The organism is Trichocoleus sp. FACHB-40, from assembly GCF_014695915.1.
Classification (GTDB): Bacteria; Cyanobacteriota; Cyanobacteriia; order Cyanobacteriales; family FACHB-T130; genus Funiculus; species Funiculus sociatus.
Map to the genome: position 1 here is coordinate 24,407 of NZ_JACJPF010000051.1, position 18,363 is coordinate 42,769.

Annotated in this window: 15 protein-coding genes; 9 read left to right on the plus strand and 6 right to left on the minus strand. The window is 46.2% G+C overall.

The annotated features are described in order from the left end of the window. The first annotated feature begins 351 nt into the window (after window positions 1-351). Both H6F63_RS11055 and H6F63_RS11060 read left to right on the plus strand, forming a co-directional pair. Window positions 352-1,062 (plus strand): hypothetical protein, encoded by a 711-nt coding sequence (locus H6F63_RS11055; protein ID WP_199297947.1) that lies wholly within the window; start codon window positions 352-354, stop codon window positions 1,060-1,062. Between the two features lie 104 nt (window positions 1,063-1,166). Next, on the plus strand, window positions 1,167-1,937 hold the full coding sequence (locus H6F63_RS11060) for a hypothetical protein (RefSeq protein WP_190637320.1): 771 nt from the start codon (window positions 1,167-1,169) through the stop codon (window positions 1,935-1,937). 98 nt (window positions 1,938-2,035) lie between these two features. Here H6F63_RS11060 and H6F63_RS11065 read toward each other — a convergent pair whose 3' ends face one another. Further along, a complete protein-coding gene (locus tag H6F63_RS11065) occupies window positions 2,036-2,536 on the minus strand; it encodes a hypothetical protein (RefSeq protein WP_190435394.1) in 501 nt (166 codons plus the stop codon). Between the two features lie 65 nt (window positions 2,537-2,601). On the opposite strand from H6F63_RS11065, the gene H6F63_RS11070 reads away from it, so the two are divergent. Next, window positions 2,602-3,306 carry a polysaccharide deacetylase family protein gene (locus H6F63_RS11070; protein WP_190435276.1) on the plus strand — a complete coding sequence of 235 codons (705 nt, stop codon included), beginning with the start codon at window positions 2,602-2,604 and terminating at the stop codon, window positions 3,304-3,306. A gap of 632 nt (window positions 3,307-3,938) precedes the next feature. Further along, the gene (gene rpoD, locus H6F63_RS11075) at window positions 3,939-5,147 is read left to right on the plus strand and encodes an RNA polymerase sigma factor RpoD (RefSeq protein WP_190435280.1); all 1,209 of its coding nucleotides are present in this window, start codon (window positions 3,939-3,941) and stop codon (window positions 5,145-5,147) included. A 171-nt stretch (window positions 5,148-5,318) separates the two neighbouring features. Here rpoD and H6F63_RS11080 read toward each other — a convergent pair whose 3' ends face one another. Next, the gene (locus H6F63_RS11080) at window positions 5,319-5,474 is read right to left on the minus strand and encodes a chlorophyll a/b-binding protein (RefSeq protein ID WP_190637350.1); all 156 of its coding nucleotides are present in this window, start codon (window positions 5,472-5,474) and stop codon (window positions 5,319-5,321) included. A gap of 162 nt (window positions 5,475-5,636) precedes the next feature. Here H6F63_RS11080 and H6F63_RS11085 point away from each other — a divergent pair, with 162 nt between their 5' ends. Then, complete coding sequence (locus H6F63_RS11085; protein ID WP_190637322.1) at window positions 5,637-8,864, plus strand: glycoside hydrolase family 15 protein; 3,228 nt, start codon at window positions 5,637-5,639, stop codon at window positions 8,862-8,864. Between the two features lie 166 nt (window positions 8,865-9,030). Here the strand turns inward: H6F63_RS11085 and H6F63_RS11090 are convergent, their stop codons facing one another. Continuing rightward, window positions 9,031-9,222, minus strand: coding sequence for a hypothetical protein (locus H6F63_RS11090; RefSeq protein WP_190637324.1), 192 nt, complete (start codon window positions 9,220-9,222; stop codon window positions 9,031-9,033). 407 nt (window positions 9,223-9,629) lie between these two features. Between H6F63_RS11090 and H6F63_RS11095 the strand changes: the two genes are divergently transcribed. From H6F63_RS11095 to H6F63_RS11105, 3 genes are all read left to right on the plus strand, one after another. Then, entirely contained in the window at window positions 9,630-11,186 is a 1,557-nt protein-coding gene (locus tag H6F63_RS11095) for an ATP-binding protein (protein WP_190637326.1), read from the plus strand. 265 nt (window positions 11,187-11,451) lie between these two features. Further along, window positions 11,452-12,306 carry a DUF2267 domain-containing protein gene (locus tag H6F63_RS11100; RefSeq protein WP_190637328.1) on the plus strand — a complete coding sequence of 285 codons (855 nt, stop codon included), beginning with the start codon at window positions 11,452-11,454 and terminating at the stop codon, window positions 12,304-12,306. Window positions 12,307-12,457: 151 nt separating this feature from the next. Beyond that, complete coding sequence (locus H6F63_RS11105) at window positions 12,458-13,174, plus strand: hypothetical protein (RefSeq protein ID WP_190637329.1); 717 nt, start codon at window positions 12,458-12,460, stop codon at window positions 13,172-13,174. A gap of 119 nt (window positions 13,175-13,293) precedes the next feature. Here the strand turns inward: H6F63_RS11105 and H6F63_RS11110 are convergent, their stop codons facing one another. Further along, entirely contained in the window at window positions 13,294-14,883 is a 1,590-nt protein-coding gene (locus H6F63_RS11110; RefSeq protein ID WP_199297948.1) for a tetratricopeptide repeat protein, read from the minus strand. Further along, window positions 14,880-15,530, minus strand: coding sequence for a sigma-70 family RNA polymerase sigma factor (locus tag H6F63_RS11115; RefSeq protein WP_190637354.1), 651 nt, complete (start codon window positions 15,528-15,530; stop codon window positions 14,880-14,882). The genes H6F63_RS11110 and H6F63_RS11115 overlap by 4 nt, the downstream gene beginning before the upstream one ends. A 349-nt stretch (window positions 15,531-15,879) precedes the next feature. On the opposite strand from H6F63_RS11115, the gene H6F63_RS11120 reads away from it, so the two are divergent. Next, the gene (locus H6F63_RS11120; protein WP_190419180.1) at window positions 15,880-16,476 is read left to right on the plus strand and encodes a glyoxalase-like domain protein; all 597 of its coding nucleotides are present in this window, start codon (window positions 15,880-15,882) and stop codon (window positions 16,474-16,476) included. A gap of 76 nt (window positions 16,477-16,552) precedes the next feature. On the opposite strand, the gene lysS is transcribed toward H6F63_RS11120, so the two are convergent. Further along, window positions 16,553-18,235: a lysine--tRNA ligase gene (lysS, locus tag H6F63_RS11125; protein ID WP_190637331.1), complete on the minus strand. Its 1,683-nt coding sequence runs from the start codon at window positions 18,233-18,235 to the stop codon at window positions 16,553-16,555. Window positions 18,236-18,363 lie beyond the last annotated feature (128 nt).

Sequence of the window (18,363 nt, forward strand, 5' to 3'; positions counted from 1 at the left end):
TGGTAAGTGGTTCTCTCACCCGAAAAATAGCCATATTGGGTAAAAAAACTAATAGCGTCTTGGTTTGACATTTGTGGGAGTTCGGAGACATCCGCTAGATAACGGATGCGAAACCGGAAAAAATCAGAGATAATTTTAACGGTAGGGGGTAAAACCCATCACCCCATTTTTCCGTACTTATGTAAACTTTCAGCTACGCTTAAACGAGCAGCCATCAGCAAACGTTGAGGAATGGAACATTTGCCATCGTTTCCGGATCAGACAGTTTAAAGTGCGGAATCTTTCGACTGGCCCAAGAAGCATTAATTGGGATGGCAATATAAAAAATGCTTTGGGAGTCAAGGAGGCTGGATGAACACAAGGAAAGTTGGTAGTTTAAGCTCGTCGCTTCCATTGAAAAGCCAGAAAGAAATTATCGTCCAGTGTCCAGTGCTAGATGCAGTTAAAGGCGATCCGGTTGTTGAAAAAGGGCGTTTACATAGTGTTATGGCAAAGCAATACAGTCCTGTGTGTGATGAAGTGGGCGAGTTTGAAGCATCAGCGACAGCTGATTTTCTCAACGCTGCTACCGTTGTCGCTGCTGCTGGCGCAAAGCCGTTAGAGTCTGATTTCGGCTTTCCGGTAAAAAAACCTACCTGCGTTCGCCTCAACATGGAAGATTTGACATGCTTTGAAGTAGTGGAACGTCAGTTTCAACAATGGGGAGTCACCTTTAGAAACGCGATCGCTCTCCAACCCTCAAACCCTGCCTTTCCCGTTCAGTCTGGCACCACAGTCCTCATGGGTGCGCCGAAAAACGGCTTGATAGAAGTGTTTTTCGAGTATCCAGTACGCTTTGTCAGCGGCTTTACCACCAGTTCTCAGCGAACTATTTTATCTGCCTTTGACGCCCAAGATAAACTCCTCGCCCGCACCGAGATACCTGGGCCAAATCTCGCCGGAACTGACTCCCCAATCCCTCCCAACACGCTCCTGAGCGTAAACGTACCAGATATCAGTCGGATTACTTTCTACGCCTTTGACGGTCAGCTAACCGTCGATGACTTAAGCTTTGGTTTCTAAGAGATAAGTTAGCGTTCCCACGTTTGAACCTTCCACTAAGAAAAAACTTATCGAGAGAGCCAGTAGGTTAGATATAATCTATCTGACTTAAGCAGGAAATCTCCGTGGCACAGGCGTCTAAATGGCGGCAGCAAATCGCTAACCTCATTGAAAGCTCGTCGCACAAACCATCAAAGTTGGCACTTTTCCAGCGGTTTCCTCAAGCAAGGTTGTCGCAAGGAGGCTGGCTGCTGGCGAGCGCATTTATGTTGGCAATGCTTTTCTGGAACTGGAAGCTTCTGCTGGCTACCTGCGCTGGTGTGTTGGTAATGTTGCTGGTTTACTTGATGCAGGAATGGGACTGGCAAGTACACTGGTCAAGTCTACAAAGGTTTTTTAGCGGCTCCAATCGTCAATTAACTCTGGCAGTTGGTAGCGGCGGACTTGCCAGCTTCAGCACCTACATGGCTGCTTCCATCTGGGTAGACTCAGATAGCCCCTGGATTGCGGCTGGTGCGATTCTTCAAGGCTTAGGCACCCTGTTCACCCTCATTTTGTTGGTGTGGCAAATTATTAGTCGTCAAGTGAATCGCGAAGAAGGTAATCTGAACCATCTGTTAACGGAACTAACACAGGTTGACCCCCTGAAGCGTTTGCTTGCAGTTCGTCAACTGAGCGCTTTAGTAACAGATGCTCGGTTAGAGCGCGATCGCAAACGTACCATCTCCGAATATTTTCGCCTGATGCTGAGTCAAGAGCCGGAAGCTGTCATCCGCGACGCAATTCTCGATGGTCTGCAAGAGCTGGAATCACAGCAGCTAACTAAAGCCAGTCAGCCGTTAAAGATACCCATCACTGTGAAAAGCTCTGCCAGAAAATTAAAAATTAAAAATTAACCGAATGTGCAACTTTTTTTTAGCTCCCTAATTTACCTTTGGGTTGGGAGTATGGCGCTATAAAGTTGCACATGGCGTATATGGGGGATGCTTCACTTTTAATTTTCAAACTTGGGTTCAGCTTTTTCCACTGAAGCATCGTTGATTCCCAAAGTCAGCTCTAAAGGTGTCTGGGAAGGATATGCCTTCACAACCTCCCGATAAACATCGTAATTCGTCGGCAACGTCACCGTCTGGTTGCCAGAGCGATAGGTGATCTGGTAGTCCACATCTCGTAACAGACCAGGTGTACTTGTCTGTTCGCCTGGTTGCTGTCGCTGTTCAATTTCATCCAGCGTCGGTTGTGGCGGGAGAGCAGCCCACCAAAGTTCCCGCTCATCAGGGCCAATAACCGCTCCTTCTGGTTTCTCGCCATTGCGATTGAGCAAAGAAGTAGAGCCAAAAGTTTCTATTCGCTGTTGATTGCGGCTGGGATTGGTAAAGTAGTGAACTTTCCAAGTGAAAGTAGTCCGCGCTGTTGCTTCATACTGGTTGGTAGTTACAGTGCTGCACCCAGCAAGAGCAACCAAAAGAAAAAATCGCGTGACGGTGGCAAAAATTTGCTTTTGTTGTAAAAATTGACCTTTAAGACTCACTGTATGCTGACACCAATTTAATAGACTAAATGCAGCTGGCTCCGCTATTTCCTATTGTGTACCGAATTCTTCAGCCTGCCTTTCCTAACTGTCTGTGGTCGGGTGCTGCAAATTCAAAAGCGATCGCTCTCACCTTTGATGATGGCCCCCATCCTCAGTACACCAGAGAGCTGTTACAAGTGCTAGACCGCTACAGCATCACTGCTAGTTTTTTCTGGCTCGGTGCCTGTGTCAACCGTTCCCCAACAGTTGCTAAAGAAGTCTACGACCGGGGCCACTGGATTGGATTACACGGATACGATCATCGCGCCTTTCCTAAACTCAGCCCAACAGAACTCCAGCAAAGTATAGAACAAACCCAACAGGCAATCCAAAAAGCTTGTCAACTAGACCCACGCTACATCCGAGATATCCGACCCCCCAACGGTTTGTTTACACCCCAAACCTTAGATTTATTGCACCAGTGGAACTATCGACCCGTCATGTGGAGCGTCGTCCCGGAAGACTGGGTGCGTCCAGGGATTTCCCTGGTCGTAGAGCGGGTGCTGCGGCAAGTTCGCAATGGTTCAGTGATTGTTCTACACGATGGCTACTACGGTGGACAAGACGTAGCCCAAACCACTAGCCAGCTAATTCCCCAACTATTGCAGCAAGGATACCAGTTTGTCACCATTGATTTTTTGTGGCAACAAGCCAAATTGAGTGGTCAATGCGGATTTTGCAATATATATTGATGTTTTAGATGTCACATTTAGTCCCAGTTGATTAGAATGACTGAATAGAATTCAGCCATTTGTCTCAACCGCTGACCTATAAAGCTTAATAGTATGGAGTTGTATTTGAGCTTAACGTAAGATAAAAGGACAATTTCTCGTAGTTTTGGCTTGCACGTTCATTACTGCTTAGTGCTATTGTCGCCAATCCTTTGACGCTGATAAAGCGGGCAATTGATAGAAAGGCAGCGAAAAGCTGGCTTGCTTTCTCAAGAAAGCGAGTAAGTAAGAGCAAATCCTGTAAAAATTAGTTCAAGGAGATGGGCTGCGTGATGGGTGCATCAATTCCAATTGCATTATCCATTTGTAAAAGCTCGCCAGACATTAATTTCATATTTGCAGGATTAAATAATCAAAAAACGTGCAATTTTTGTAAGAGAGGCTACAATCGGAAAGGTCTTGAACATATCCAGCATTAACACCTACCCCAACGCTTTTAAGTTCGCCCTGGCGTTGTGAGGAATGTATTCTCTCTTTCTCTCACCTAGTCAGTGAGCAACCTTTGAATGCTGGCAAACACCACTGACTAACTTGTTTGTAGATTAACCACACCATCTTCTGGTCTTTAACTGAAGGAGCATGAGGAATTAGGCATGACCCAGGCCAACGACGTACTCGAAATCATCATTCAGCCTGACAGCGAAATGTTAGAGCTATTAATTGACGAAGAAGCGGATCGAGATGAAGAATTTGTAGACGCAGCACCGGATGAAGAAGACGGTAAGCCTGGTAAGGTAGCCAGATCCCGTCGTCGGGTGCAAACTAAAAAGAAGCACTATACAGAGGATTCGATTCGCCTATATTTACAAGAAATTGGTCGGATTCGCCTACTACGCGCCGACGAAGAAATTGAACTTGCTCGGAAAATTGCAGATTTGCTGGAATTGGAGCGTTTGCGCCAGCAATTGATCGAAAATCTAGAGCGGGAACCCCAAGATATAGAGTGGGCTGAAGGGGTACTGAAATCTGAGCGAGTCTGGGAACAACTTACTACTCAGTTAGGAAGAGAACCAGAACAAGAAGAGTGGTCTAAAGAGGTGAAAAAGCGCCTACCAGCGTTTCGACATCGCCTCTATGTAGGTCGCCGCGCTAAGGACAAAATGGTGCAGTCAAACCTGCGTTTGGTGGTTTCGATTGCCAAGAAATATATGAATCGCGGGTTATCTTTCCAAGACTTGATTCAGGAAGGCAGTTTGGGATTGATTCGCGCCGCTGAGAAATTCGACCACGAGAAAGGCTACAAGTTTTCAACTTACGCTACATGGTGGATTCGTCAGGCAATAACCAGAGCGATCGCTGACCAATCCCGCACCATCCGCCTACCCGTTCACCTCTACGAAACCATTTCTCGCATCAAGAAAACCACCAAACTCCTTTCTCAGGAAATGGGTCGCAAACCCACTGAAGAAGAAATTGCTACGAGAATGGAGATGACGATCGAGAAACTGCGTTTCATCGCCAAATCTGCCCAATTGCCGATATCCTTAGAAACGCCAATCGGCAAAGAAGAAGATTCTCGACTGGGAGACTTCATCGAAGCTGATGGTGAAACCCCAGAAGATCAAGTTTCCAAAAATTTGCTCCGGGAAGACTTAGAAAGCGTCCTCGATACTCTCAGCCCCCGCGAACGCGACGTTTTACGTCTGCGCTACGGCTTAGATGATGGACGAATGAAGACCCTCGAAGAAATCGGTCAAATCTTCAACGTCACCCGCGAACGAATCCGTCAAATCGAAGCGAAAGCCCTCCGCAAGTTGCGCCACCCCAACCGCAACAGCATCCTCAAAGAATACATTCGCTAAACAAGAGCTTTCAGCAAATAGGGTGGGCAATGCCCACCCTATTTTCTTAGCTTTTTTTCCTAACAATAATTCTACAAGTATTCAAAAAAACCATATTTTATAAAAAAGCTGGATATTTCCGAAGAAACACCCAGCGAATTGAGATTGACCGAGGTTAAAAAGACTGGAAAATTACATTAAACCCCAGAAGTGAAGTACACCTTCACCACTGGTGAGTTCAATAATTACAGCAGCGAGGAATCCAATCATCGCCAGACGACCGTTCCAGTTTTCAGCTTGAGGCGTAAAGCCAACCTTCGTTACATCGTTGCGATCTTGAGTTTGCATAGTTTTATACTGACTGAAATAAAATTTGGCTACATTATGCAAATTAATGTAACCAAAGATCAGCGATCGCGCAACAATCTGATCCGCTTGCGGATGAAAATTGACTTTGGTGCGAAAATATAAGGCACTTGGGCTTGCTTCCTCATACTCTTGCAAAATGATATGTCGCTAACCGCCAAACTGCTAAGCGATCGCTTAGATAATTATTATCAGCAGATCGCAGCAGTCATTCTCAACCGTCAAAATCCGATAACCGGCCTATTACCCGCCAGTACCGCCATTAACGCCCACGGCGACTATACCGACGCTTGGGTGCGAGACAACGTTTATAGCATTCTCGCGGTTTGGGGATTGGCGCTGGCTTACCGCAAAGTTGATGAAGATGGGGGACGTACCTACGAACTAGAACAAAGCGTCGTCAAGCTGATGCGGGGGCTGTTGTTCTGCATGATGCGCCAAAGCCACAAAGTAGAAAGTTTTAAACAAAGCCAATCCCTGCTAGACTGCCTGCACGCCAAATACAACACCAGTTCTGGCGATGTTGTCGTCGGCGATGACGCTTGGGGACACTTGCAATTAGATGCTACCTCCCTGTTTTTGCTGATGCTGGCGCAGATGACAGCATCCGGGTTACACATCATCTACTGCATAGATGAAGTTAACTTCGTGCAAAATCTGGTGTATTACATTGGTCGCGCATACCGAACACCCGATTATGGAATTTGGGAACGAGGAAATAAAATTAATCGGGGGAATCCAGAACTGAACGCAAGTTCGGTGGGAATGGCAAAAGCTGCCTTAGAAGCGATTAGCGGACTGGATTTATTCGGGGTACGCGGTTCTCAGGCTTCGGTTATCCACGTCTTACCTGATGAAATTGCTCGCGCCCGGATGACACTGAAATCTTTGCTGCCAAGGGAATCCAGCTCAAAAGAAGTTGATGCGGCATTGTTGAGCGTCATTAGTTTCCCAGCCTTTGCAGTGGAAAATCTGGAACTGGTGGAACGCACCCGCCAGAAAATTATTGACAAGCTGGAAGGACGCTACGGCTGCAAACGCTTTTTGCGAGATGGACACCAAACCGTTTTGGAAGATACCAGCCGCTTGCACTACGAACCTTGGGAATTGCAACAGTTTGAGCATATTGAGTGCGAATGGCCTTTATTTTTCACTTATTTGGTGCTGGATGGCTTGTTTCACAGAGACACAGAACAAGTTAAAGACTACCAAGAGTGTTTAGAGTCTCTGTTAATTGAACAGGAAGGTTTGGGGCTGCTACCTGAACTGTATTATGTGCCGAGAGAGAAAATAGAGGCGGAAAGGTTAAATCCTCACAGTCAGACACGTTTACCTAACGAAAATATTCCCTTGGTATGGGCGCAAAGCTTGTATTTATTGGGGCAAATGTTGAGTGAAGGTTTGGTGGCGGTGGGAGATATTGACCCACTGGGACGGCATTTAACAATGAATCGCAATCAAGACCCATTGGTGCAAATTGCCCTCTTAGCTGAAGATGAGGATTTACAGGCAAAATTGCAAGTTCAGGGCATTGCTACCCAAACACCAACGCAGGTGGAACCGATTCAGGTACGTCAAGCAACCGACTTGTCGGGGGTTTTTACTCAAATTGGTCGGAACGATAAACTGGGACTCACTGGCAGACCTGTAAGGCGGTTGCGGAGTTTAACGACATCGCGGGTTTTTCGCGTCCGAGGTGAGACGATTGTCTTTTTACCGTCGTTTTTGGATCAACAGCAATTTTATCTGACGCTGGATTATCATTTCCTGGTGGCTGAGATTCAAAGCGAACTGGCGTATATTCAGCGGAATTGGTCTGAGTTGGGTCGTCCGACGATGACGCTGTTGCTAACTCATGCGATGCTGGAAACTGGCTCTGAGGCTTTGCTGGAATTGATGCAGGAGTTGAAAGACGGTCTTTGCAACGGTGTCCGGGTAAAATTGGGGCGACTGAATCAGCTGATGCTAACGGCGGGAACTGAAAGAATCGATTTTCTGCACGATTTTGAGTTTAGTCAGTCTCCAGTTCAAGATGCAGCTTTGCAATGCTACTACCTAGCTAGTATTCCTGAGAAAAATGGCCCGTTGAACCATACTCAAGAATTTATGCTGGAGTGTGAAACGAATTTAGGATTATTACTCGACCGTCTGCGGGAGACAAATAATATCTACGAGCAAGTTGAGTGGTTGCATACCTTGGTGCGGTTGCGGGGGTTGGATTTTGACACGGGGTTCGGAGGCCCTGGTGTGCGGGTGACGGTAGCGGATTTGCTGGATGAAGTTTACGCTAAGGCTGGTATTTCTGGGGCTTCACCTTATTGGACGGTGGTGCGTCATGCGGCTGGGTTGCTGGATAAGGTGGATATCAGTTTGTCGGATGCGGTGACTGATATTCTGGTGCGGGGTAAGCAAATTACGGTGGGGAAGGCGTATAGTGAGGCCTCGTTGATGACGCGCCCGATGTCCTATACAGAGATTATGGATAAGATTCGGGAGTTTTGTAGGGAAGATATACGCGATCGCGTCCTTACTCAAGAAATCCTAATCTATCTCGGTCAACTGATCAAGTCGGAACCCCAATTATTTGACGGTTTGTTGACGCTGCGAGTCGGATATCTAATTCTACTTTTAACTAGCGAATTAGCTCACGAGTTGCAAACATCTCAAGATGAAGCTTACGAAAATTTGATGCAATTAAGTCCGTTTGAAGTTAGGATGCGTCTGCGTCAAGTTTTGGCTGGATACGAAGGGATGAATCAAGTATTGCTAAGCCAAGAATCTTTGCACGTTAAACAGCAGGAGAAAGATATTGACTGGGTGGTGTCAGTAGTAGAACAAGATGAAGTAGAAGCACCCGCTGCTGGTGGTTGGTTGCGACAGCGACAGTTAGATGGGGCGTTAAATCGGGTTCCGAAAGATTTTTATCCCAGCGTTTGGCGATTACTGAAACACTGTAAGGGTTTGGTGATTGGCGATAAGTTAGAACGCCGCAACCGTTTGGATAGCCAGATGATCTTGTCAGAAATGACACCAGGAGAGAAGAATTTTGCTCTGCGGGTGGAACATTTGCTAAATAAGATACAGGTGCCGGAATACCGTAAAGTTAATATTGAGGCGTTGATGGAGTTGGATGCGATCGCGATCGCTAACCCTGGTTTACAAATTGCCGAATATATTGTGCTAGATGTGCTAATTGGTCATGCTGTGCGATTAGCTTGGCTAGAAAAATTTCCGGAACACGCCGACCGTTACGATGAGTACAAAGCCGCCGCTTGGCGTGCATTTTATGGAACTTCTCCCAAGGAATGCGCCACTTTTATTGTGAAGGCGTTTAGATTCTTGACTCAATTTGGACAGGCTAGTGCTGCTTAAGAGTCATTTATCATTAGTAACTTGTGGAGTGGTTTAGATTAGATTTTTTACAGGAATGAACCGCGCAGGCTTCGCTAACGCGGTTCATAAAAAAAGGTAGAGACGCTTTCATGAAAACGTCTCTACAATCACAAATCAAATTCAAATAACCCGGAATAGCTAATGGCTAACAACTAATAGCAAGTTTGGCATCTTTCGGCATAGTTTTAAATGTCATTCTTTTGGCTTTGTCTCGAATAGCTTTGAGGGTTAAGCGAATCGCCCATGAAGATAAGGAAGGGTTATTTTCTATTTCATTTATCAGGGCGTTTAAATCGGTAAGCACTTCCTCTGTAAACTGGTTGTTAGTTGGTTGCATGAGTGGAAATTGTAAGTTTGGGAAACCTTGAATAAAGGATATCAGTTAGTTTTTAAAAACAAACGGGCGAATAGTTGAGCCATTCATCAGAACTGGACAAAAGCGAAATATTATAATTATCTCTACACTCTAGTTGGCTTGGAATTAGGGAAACTTCAATAAATTCGTCAACTTCAAGATTTACGCACTCTTCAAACGATAAGGCAAGATGAAGATAGGCGAGAGTTTCCATTTGTTTTACCCTGATTTTTTTAGCTGTTAAGTGTATTTAAGCGAAAATAGTTTTTGAAATGTTGTAGTCGCTGACCAGTTAGTTGAACGTCACGGCAAACCTCTGCTGTAATGCCGTTTTATCAAGGGTGATAGCCACTAAACTGTAGACACTGTGAGAATTGGCTGAGGTGCTTATGTTTCAAGCCACTCGTAGACGGTTGGCTTTTTGGTATACAGCTGTAACAGCTGTGTTGCTGCTGCTATTTGCCACTGGTGTCTATATGTATGTCCGCAGCACCTTGATTGAGCGCGTGGATGACACCCTCAATCATGTGGTAGAAGTTGTACAGCGAAGTCTCGTAATTGAAAATGTCGCGCCCGACAAACTTAGCGTTAACGTCGAGGCGAGTTTTCCCAACAATGCAGACACAGTTGAAGACGACCACATCGACCTAGAATGGTTTAGCCCCAACGGTGAATTACTCTGGTCAACTTTATCCGAACCGCTAGATATTCCCATCCATCTCAATCGCACTGGTGAAACCGTCAACGTGGTAAGGGGTTCAGGGGAGCAAGGAGAATCTCTTAACTCAAAACTCAAAACTCAAAACTCAGAACAAACAGGCGAGACACCTGTGCTAAGCACTCAATACTCACCACTCCTGCTGCGACAGGTGACGGAACGAGTGGAAATCGGGAGACAGGTACTGGGATATCTGCGCGTCAGCCATCCCTGGTTTGAGGTTGCTAAGCCGACTCGCCTGCTGATGGTCGATTTGATTTTTGGCACGGTGCTAATGTTGATTTCTGTTGCAGCTAGCGGCTGGTGGCTTTCTGGGTTGGCAATGGAACCAGTGCGGGAATCTTATCAACGTCTCAAACAATTTACAGCTGACGCTTCTCACGAACTGAGAAACCCAATTGCCATGATTCAAACCAATGTCCAGGTGGCGCTAGCTGACCCTGACTTGGTAGAAGCACAGGGCGAGGCACCTCTACATTACCGACAACAGTTGAAAGTAGTAGAACGACTTACGCGGCGTTTGGGGCGTTTGGTGGATGATTTGCTGTTTCTAGCGCGGCAAGATAGCGGTATGGTGCAACGCAATTGGGTGCCAGTTCCCCTGGATGCCCTATTGATGGAGGTGATAGAAGAACAACAGCTACTTGCATCTGAAAAGGGTATCAAACTATCTTTAGATTTGGCACTGGGGAGTGGGGACTGGGGACTGGGGGAATCTGCCCAATCCGCAATTCCCAATAATCCAAAATCAGGCGATGTTTTGGAAAGAATAAATTTCCCCAAAAATCCCTTCAAAGTCCAAAATCCAACATTGGATGTTGAGGGCGATTGGGATCAATTGGCGCGTCTGTTTACAAATTTGGTTAGTAATGCGGTGCAATACACTCCGGCGGCTGGTCAAGTTAATGTCGAATTGCAATATATAGAAAAAGGCGATGGTGAACGCATCTCTACTAGACGCTACGGGATACCCCAGCTACAAGTGACCGTCAGCGATACTGGCACGGGTATCCCAGAATCGGCACTACCCCACATCTTTGACCGATTTTATCGGGTTGATCCAGCCCGGACTCACTCTAGTGGGAATTCTACAACAACGGGGTCGGGATTGGGGTTAGCGATCGCTCAGGCAATTGTCGAAAATCACCACGGTTACATCCAAGTCGCCAGTATTCTCCATCAAGGCACAACCGTGACAGTCACCCTACCCGCCCCTAGAGAAGAATAACAATAAACCATCAAACAACTTCTCCTATTCAGCCTTCATTCCTCATCCTGCCTATTACTCTCCTAAAGAAATGCTACCCGTGGCAGATGCGGGGCTCGTGCTTAACCTATTAATTTCTAAAAGGTGTGGATAAGGAATTTATCCCCATTCAATTAGCCAAAAATTGCGCTTGAAACTCTTGGGAGTTTCAATAGCTCACTGCTGTATGCGTACATTTTTCGGCAAATAGCATTTTTTACTAGATTCAATTTATCAGGAGTTTCTGATGACCATACCTTTAAGAGAAGATATTGCCTACATCTTACTCAAAAAAATCCACGAAGGTGACAATGAACCGGGTAAGCATGAAGTGGCTTTTACAGCATCAGATTTTGCCGGAAGACAAGTTACAGAAACCGACCTATTAGGTCACTTGGATTATTTAAATCAAAAGCAGTATATCGATGCCGAATTTACTGGCAATGCCTATGCAAATCAGGAGGATACTTCGGATGTAGTTAACCCGAAAGAGTTCGACTTTCGGATTGCTAACACCTACGATCCTTCAGATGGTTTAGCACCTCATTTAATTAAATTTAAGAGTGCAAGACTGACAGAAAAAGGGCAACGTCTTCTAGAAAAAATGGAGGATAACCCGCCTGAGTCTCTTAATGAAGGCCCGGTAGTTCCCATTGCTACAAAGGATATGCCCTTTCTGGAAAAAGTCATGTTCCGGGGCGAATTGGAAGATATTTTTGATGCCAGAGATATCACTGAGGTTGTATTCCGCACAATGCGGGATATGATGACCAACGAAGCTGTAGACCGGGTGACTGAAGAATTACATGAAGAAGCGCTACCCACAGAAGATAAAGCGCTGCAAAACGAAGTTGCGGATCTTTGGGTAGATACTAATCCAATTGTCCATTTCTTAAGTCGGATTCGTCCGCCTTTGATTATTAAGGCCGATACTTTTCTATTTCGGATTCGTCAAGAAGCTGGTTTGCCACAAGGCGTAGAACCAGAAATGGCAATCAAGGCTGTCTTCTCGGCGACTAAAGATGACTTGTCGCCAGAACGGATTAAGGAAATTTCCGAGTTTCTTCCCGACAAAATAAAGGAAATGTGGGAGCAAGCATAGGGTGAAATAAGGGCTAAAGAAAGATTTCATTCATCTTTCTTTAGCCAGATGCAAGGGGAAAGAAATAAATATTCTAGACTTAAAAAATAAAAGGATAAAATATAGGCAACAGCCAATTTTTTTTTAAATTCAGTTAATAGAGGAATAAACGATGATTCGGCAAAATCAGCCAATCAAAAAAACCATTGGGTTAATGGGGGCTATCTGTGGAAGTCTAATTATTGGTTTACCAGCACTCGCCCAAATGAACCCCACTCCCGGCAATATTAACCAAGCGCCGGAGAGTAGCGATCGCATGATGCAGAATACAGGCGATCGCGATACCATAAACCAATCACTCCAACCCACAGGGCGCGTCTCACCGCTTAACCCTTGTCCAAGTGTCTTTTACGAACCCCAACACGTCCAGCGCGGCATTCGTCCCCCAGAGGGTTGTCCGGCTGTCTTGCCCGGAACACAACCAGTACAGCAGCCAGTATCTCCCAGTTCCAACGCTGTACCTGAAAGCGGCGGACAAGAAACTACACCAGCACCAGAACAGCTAGAATCTCCCGCTTCCAGAGTTATCCCCATGAACGGGATGGTAAGTGTCAAGTTGGTGAATCAAACTGGCGATCCAATCACTTATCAAGTGATTGGTGATACCACTCAGCGACAGCTACAAGGCAGATCCGATGCCACTCTCGAAGGTTTGAAAACACCCGTGAATATCACCTTCCAACGACCGAATGGGGCATTACTGAGGGTAGTTCCTCAAGCATCCCCTGAACCGGGAGTATTGGAGGTTAATTTACAGGAAACAACGGATCTAAGCGTTGACAAAAACGCCATGACTATTCAAGAAAGTGGATCTGTTTTCTTGAACTAAAAAGTAAGAATTCTCGTTTCTAGGCTGAGGCGGGGAACGCAAGTGATGAAAAACCTAACCCCAACCTCTGAAGGGGTTGGGGTTAGGTAAAAAGATTTATTTTCAAACAGGCTGATGTTTTATTTGGCGCGGGTAAAACGGATTTGCGCCAAATCGTTGATTAAAAACGCTTCTTGCTGCTGATCCCCTAAAGAACGAGCCAAAATAATCGCCCGTTCGTAAAAAGTCTGAGCCGTTGGGTTGTTGCCGCTTGCCTGGTAAAGTTGAGCTAATAACGCCAGCGTTCTGAGTTCTTGACGCAGATTTTGCGATTCTTGGGCAAGGGTTAAGCGTTGGTCGAGTAATTCAAAGGCAACCGGATATTGCCTAAGCCTGCTGTAGATTGCCACTTGACCATCAATGGCGCGGATCTGAGTTGAGCGATCGCGTGTTTGTCTGCCTAATCGCTGCGCCGCACGGTAGGCTAGTAAAGAATCGCGATATTTCTCAGTCGCTAGATAAGCATCTCCCAAATTATTTTGTGTATTTGCCTCGCCTAGCGGATCGTCACCCCGCCGCCGAAAAATTAAAGCTTCTTCGTAACGTTTAATCGCCTGATAATAATCTCCAGCACTAGCTGTTGCCAAACCAAGATTACTCAGCGATAGCCCTTCACCAGGTAGGCTTTTGATGCTCTGGGCAATTCTTACCGCTTCTGAAAAGCTAACTATAGCAGCATCTACGGCACTTCGTTGCAGCAGCAGCGTCCCCAAATTATTTAAACCATAAATTTGACCTTGGAAATCTTGCCTGTCACGAGCAACCGCCAAGCGTCTTCTGAGAGCATCTTCTGCTTCGATGTAGCGCCCTAATTTACCATAGGTGATGCCGAGAAAATCGTATGTAAGACCGATTGCCTCCTTGTCGCCAATTCTCTGATAAAGTTCTAAAGCCTGTAACCAGTAGGGAATGGCTTTTTCCAAATTGCCTTTCTGCTCCTCCTGTCCCCCCAGTCGCAGCAGTGTGTCAGCATCTTCCCTGTCAGTGGTTTGAGTGCCGTTGTTTAAGGGAATGCTGAGTTGTTGGTCAATACTGACAGCTTTGGCAGCTTTAGGGGCGCTGAAAAAGAAAGCAACAAGTAACAAGTAAAAACTAACAAGTAATAAATTCCGGCTTTCAGTTTTAATGAACCTATGTTTCCTTAGTCCCTTACCCACAGCTGGCACCTCCTCTTCGTTGCCATTCTGCCTCAGAATAGATTCTGAGGCTAATAGGTTAAGTTTGTTAAAACGGATTGACTTTAAGAAATTTTTACCATTCTTAACTGGGCGGTTGAAACCGCGTCTACACAGACAAAACCCGCCTGCGCGGGTTTCAAAACCTTTGATTTGTCTTAAGTCCGCGCAGGCGGACTTGGTTTGTATAGCCGCGATTTCTAATCGCCTGGGCTTATTGTTACTGGTGCAAGATGTGAATCTTAACTGATATCTTGCAGCATTCTCAACTGGGTGGTTGAAACCGCGTCTAGACAGACAAAACCCGCCTGCATGGGTTTCAAAACCTTCGACTTGTCTTAAGTCCGGGTCGGCGGACTTGGCTTCTATAGCTGCGATTTCTAATCGCCAGGGCTTATTGGTGCAAGATGTCTGTTTTAACCGAATTGCTCTATTAAGCTGGGGTTTTAACCCTAAGCTGACTGCCGATAACCATCCCCGCTCCCTATAACTCATACCTGGTAGCTCCTTTCGCCTTTGGTTGCTTGTCTATCCCCCGACAGATAAATTGCGCGAATATCTTCAGGTAATGATGCTTCTAATAGTTGATAACCTTCAGTTAGCTTGATTCGCACCGCCGCCGGAGAAATTGCCTCTCCCTCCGCCTGTAAATAAGCAGCAATTCGCGTATCGCTCCAGTTGAAAGTCTGCGCCATCAAAACCATCAACCTCAGCATCGGCGGAAATCGCTCCAAAGCTTGTTCTACATAACACCACAGCGGCGGAGAAGCAGCTTGTAGGTTGTAATGAATTGCTTCTACAGGTGGCAATTCTGCCTGGTTGATACAAACAGCCGTGATATTAATTAGCCAGTTCTGGAAAGTTAGCAACCCAGTCCCGGTAACGTCGCGCAAATCCAAACCACCTAGCTCAAAGTAAATGTGCCGCCAGGTGAGGGCAAATAGATAATCTGCCTGTACAGGCGATCGCGCTAAATGCTGAATCAACGTATATACAATCGAACTGTAGCGACAGAAAATCGCGGTGAAAAAGCGTCCCTGTTCAGGATGACGCTGAAACAACGTGAGTAATTCCTGATCGCTGTAATGAAACAGCGATTTTACAATCGGATGATTGCTTTCCGGGAAATGAGGAATCTGCACAATAAGAGAGCTTAGTTGCCAGGAGTGTGAAATCGGCACCGACGATTCTAATATATCCTGATGTGTTGACAGATGCGATCCTGAAGCGATCGCGTCTGCCAACACACGAGTAGACAAGCGATCGCTATTTGCCCTTTTTTAAGTATTGCTGGTTTATTTTAGACCTTATACCTAAATTCAAGTATAATTTTGCCCGGACAGCGGTCTAAATCCCTAATAGGGATTGAAATTTTGATACAATAAGCTACCCTAAAAGAGTATCCTCTGAGTTCTCAAAAATTTACACTGTGCAGAACAGTAACAGCAATTTTGTGAACTCTCATTGGGTTGGCAAGCGCCTCGTAAGTTCATGATTCTAGCGGTTAGTATTATTCCTTCTGTGCTGAACATCTTTTATTTAGGGTCTTTCTTTCCGGAATTGCCTCTAGACGGTCTTTTGTCCACACAAGGCATTATGGTAATGCTATTGGTAGCCTACGCGGGTGCCATGTGGATGTTCCTCACTAGCGCCCCGAAAGTCCACACCATCATGGTGTCCGACTTAGATATGGCGCGAGAGTTGTACGAAGGCTTGCTAGATTTGCCCGTAGCAGAAGTGCCACTGCACTATTACTACAACTACGAGCAAACCCTGGGCGCTACCGCCATCGATCCTCTTTACCTCTCACCGACTTTGGGAGGCACCGCTACCCAAAAGTTTAGCGGTAACGATGGTTTGTGGTATCAGCTGAAAAAGAATACTCAGCTACACATCATCTCTGGCGCAAGTTTGGGCAGAAAAAATCAGCAACGCCACGTATGTTTTGACCACGACTGTTTAGAGATGGTGCTGCTGCGAGTACAAATTCGCGGTGTCAAGCACAAAATTCGCCGCGACAAGCCACTGAATTTCTTGGTGAAGGATCTTGAAGGTCGCGTGATTGAAATGGCGGAAGTGTCGAACTAATTATTTTGACATTCCATTATCCATAATTTTTCGTCACCCCACCCCGTTCTTAGGGCGGGGTGACAGGGCTTGTGGCTCACTTCACATGGTCAAAGCCGTATTTTTCCTTAATAAAGGAGTTGTAGTATTGACCAATTGACGGTGCGCTCTTTAAAGCTTGATAGACGCTATCAGGTACATCGTGATAGTTGTAGATACTTCCATTGTCGAATTCGAGGCGGAGTGTTTTAGTTTCTGAGTGATAGTCAAAGGCTTTAATAAAGCTGCTGTTCGACTTCAGGAGAGGGAATGCGATCGCATCCCGAATACTCGCACAATCCGTCAGCACCATCACCAAGCGGTCAATTCCAATCCCTAAACCACCCGTAGGCGGCATTCCATACTCCAACGCCGTCAGGAAATCCTCATCCACGCCTTGCGCTTCCAAATCTCCCGCCGCCTTCCGCGCCGCTTGCGCCTCCAAACGTTCCCGCTGATCGATTGGGTCTGTCAACTCCGAGAAACTATTCGCCGTCTCTCGTCCTACGATAAACAACTCAAACCGTTCCACCAAACCAGGCTTAGAGCGATGCGGCTTAGCTAGGGGCGAAATTTCTACAGGAAAATCTAGCACAAATGTCGGCTGAATCAAATTAGCTTCGCACTTTTGCTCAAAAGCTTCGTTGAGAAGTTTCCCAATAGATTCGCATTCTTGCACATTCTCAATCCCCGCCTGAGTAGCTGCTGCTTTTGCCTCCTCCAGAGATTGAAAAGAGTTAAAATCTAACCCTGTCTTTTCCTGAACCAAGTCGTGCATTGTCACCCTACGCCAAGGTGGAGTCAAGTCAATCGCCTCACCCTGGTAGGTAATTTCCAGCGTATTCAGCACCTCTTGGGCCACGGTGGTAATAATCCCCTCCGTCAGCGCCATCATGTCGTGATAATCGGCGTAGGCTTGGTAAACCTCAATCGTCGTAAATTCCGGATTGTGGCGAGTCGAAACCCCCTCATTCCGAAAAATCCGCCCCAATTCAAACACCTTCTCAAACCCACCCACAATTAACCGCTTCAAATGGAGTTCTGTGGCAATCCGCAGATACAACTCCATATCCAGCGTATTGTGATACGTGATGAAAGGACGCGCATCAGCACCGCCAGCTTCACTCTGTAACACTGGCGTTTCAATTTCAATGAAACCCAACTCATCCAAATACCGACGAATCCCAGCCGTAATCTTAGCGCGACGGCGGAAAGTTTCCCGCACCTCCGGATTTACGATCAAATCCACATAGCGCTGACGATACCGCTTCTCCACATCCGTAAGTCCATGCCACTTATCCGGTAAAGGCAATAGCGACTTAGTAAGTATCGCGTACTCCTTAACGTAGACAGATAATTCGCCCTTTTCCGTGCGTTTAATTGTCCCCTTAGCTCCCAGAATATCCCCCGCATCGGTTAGCTGCTTTAAATTGTTAAAGGCATCCGGGACATCAGCCATACCTTCTTCGATTCTTTTCTTCTCCAGGTACAGCTGAATTGTGCCAGTTTCATCTTGCAAGGCAAAGAAGGCAAGTTTTCCGAACACGCGCCGCGCCATGATGCGTCCGGCGATTGATACTTCCACCTCAACTTCTTCACCGCTAGACAAATCTGCGTATTTTTCCTGCAATTCGGCGGCTTGGTGGGTAGTTTCCCACTTGTAAGCATAGGGATTCAGCCCTTGCTGCTTGAGTTGTTCGACTTTCTCTAACCGCGCTGCGCGGAGTTCATCTGAGGACATAGTAAGGAACTGATAGAGGCAATCTTTGATTTTAGAATGCTCTGGGCGAGCCTGTTAACTATTGTGACTCGTTTTTGCGGCAGGAGGATGGAGGGACGCGATCGCTATGATACTTGCGTAATTTCTGA

Coding starts and splice junctions, on each gene's coding strand:
- H6F63_RS11055 (WP_199297947.1), top strand. CDS start 352: ATGAACACAAGGAAAGTTGGTAGTTTAAGCTCGTCGCTTCCATTGAAA.
- H6F63_RS11070 (WP_190435276.1), top strand. CDS start 2,602: ATGCAGCTGGCTCCGCTATTTCCTATTGTGTACCGAATTCTTCAGCCT.
- rpoD (WP_190435280.1), top strand. CDS start 3,939: ATGACCCAGGCCAACGACGTACTCGAAATCATCATTCAGCCTGACAGC.
- H6F63_RS11080 (WP_190637350.1), bottom strand. CDS start 5,474: ATGCAAACTCAAGATCGCAACGATGTAACGAAGGTTGGCTTTACGCCT.
- H6F63_RS11085 (WP_190637322.1), top strand. CDS start 5,637: ATGTCGCTAACCGCCAAACTGCTAAGCGATCGCTTAGATAATTATTAT.
- H6F63_RS11090 (WP_190637324.1), bottom strand. CDS start 9,222: ATGCAACCAACTAACAACCAGTTTACAGAGGAAGTGCTTACCGATTTA.
- H6F63_RS11095 (WP_190637326.1), top strand. CDS start 9,630: ATGTTTCAAGCCACTCGTAGACGGTTGGCTTTTTGGTATACAGCTGTA.
- H6F63_RS11100 (WP_190637328.1), top strand. CDS start 11,452: ATGACCATACCTTTAAGAGAAGATATTGCCTACATCTTACTCAAAAAA.
- H6F63_RS11105 (WP_190637329.1), top strand. CDS start 12,458: ATGATTCGGCAAAATCAGCCAATCAAAAAAACCATTGGGTTAATGGGG.
- H6F63_RS11110 (WP_199297948.1), bottom strand. CDS start 14,883: ATGAGTTATAGGGAGCGGGGATGGTTATCGGCAGTCAGCTTAGGGTTA.
- H6F63_RS11120 (WP_190419180.1), top strand. CDS start 15,880: ATGATTCTAGCGGTTAGTATTATTCCTTCTGTGCTGAACATCTTTTAT.
- lysS (WP_190637331.1), bottom strand. CDS start 18,235: ATGTCCTCAGATGAACTCCGCGCAGCGCGGTTAGAGAAAGTCGAACAA.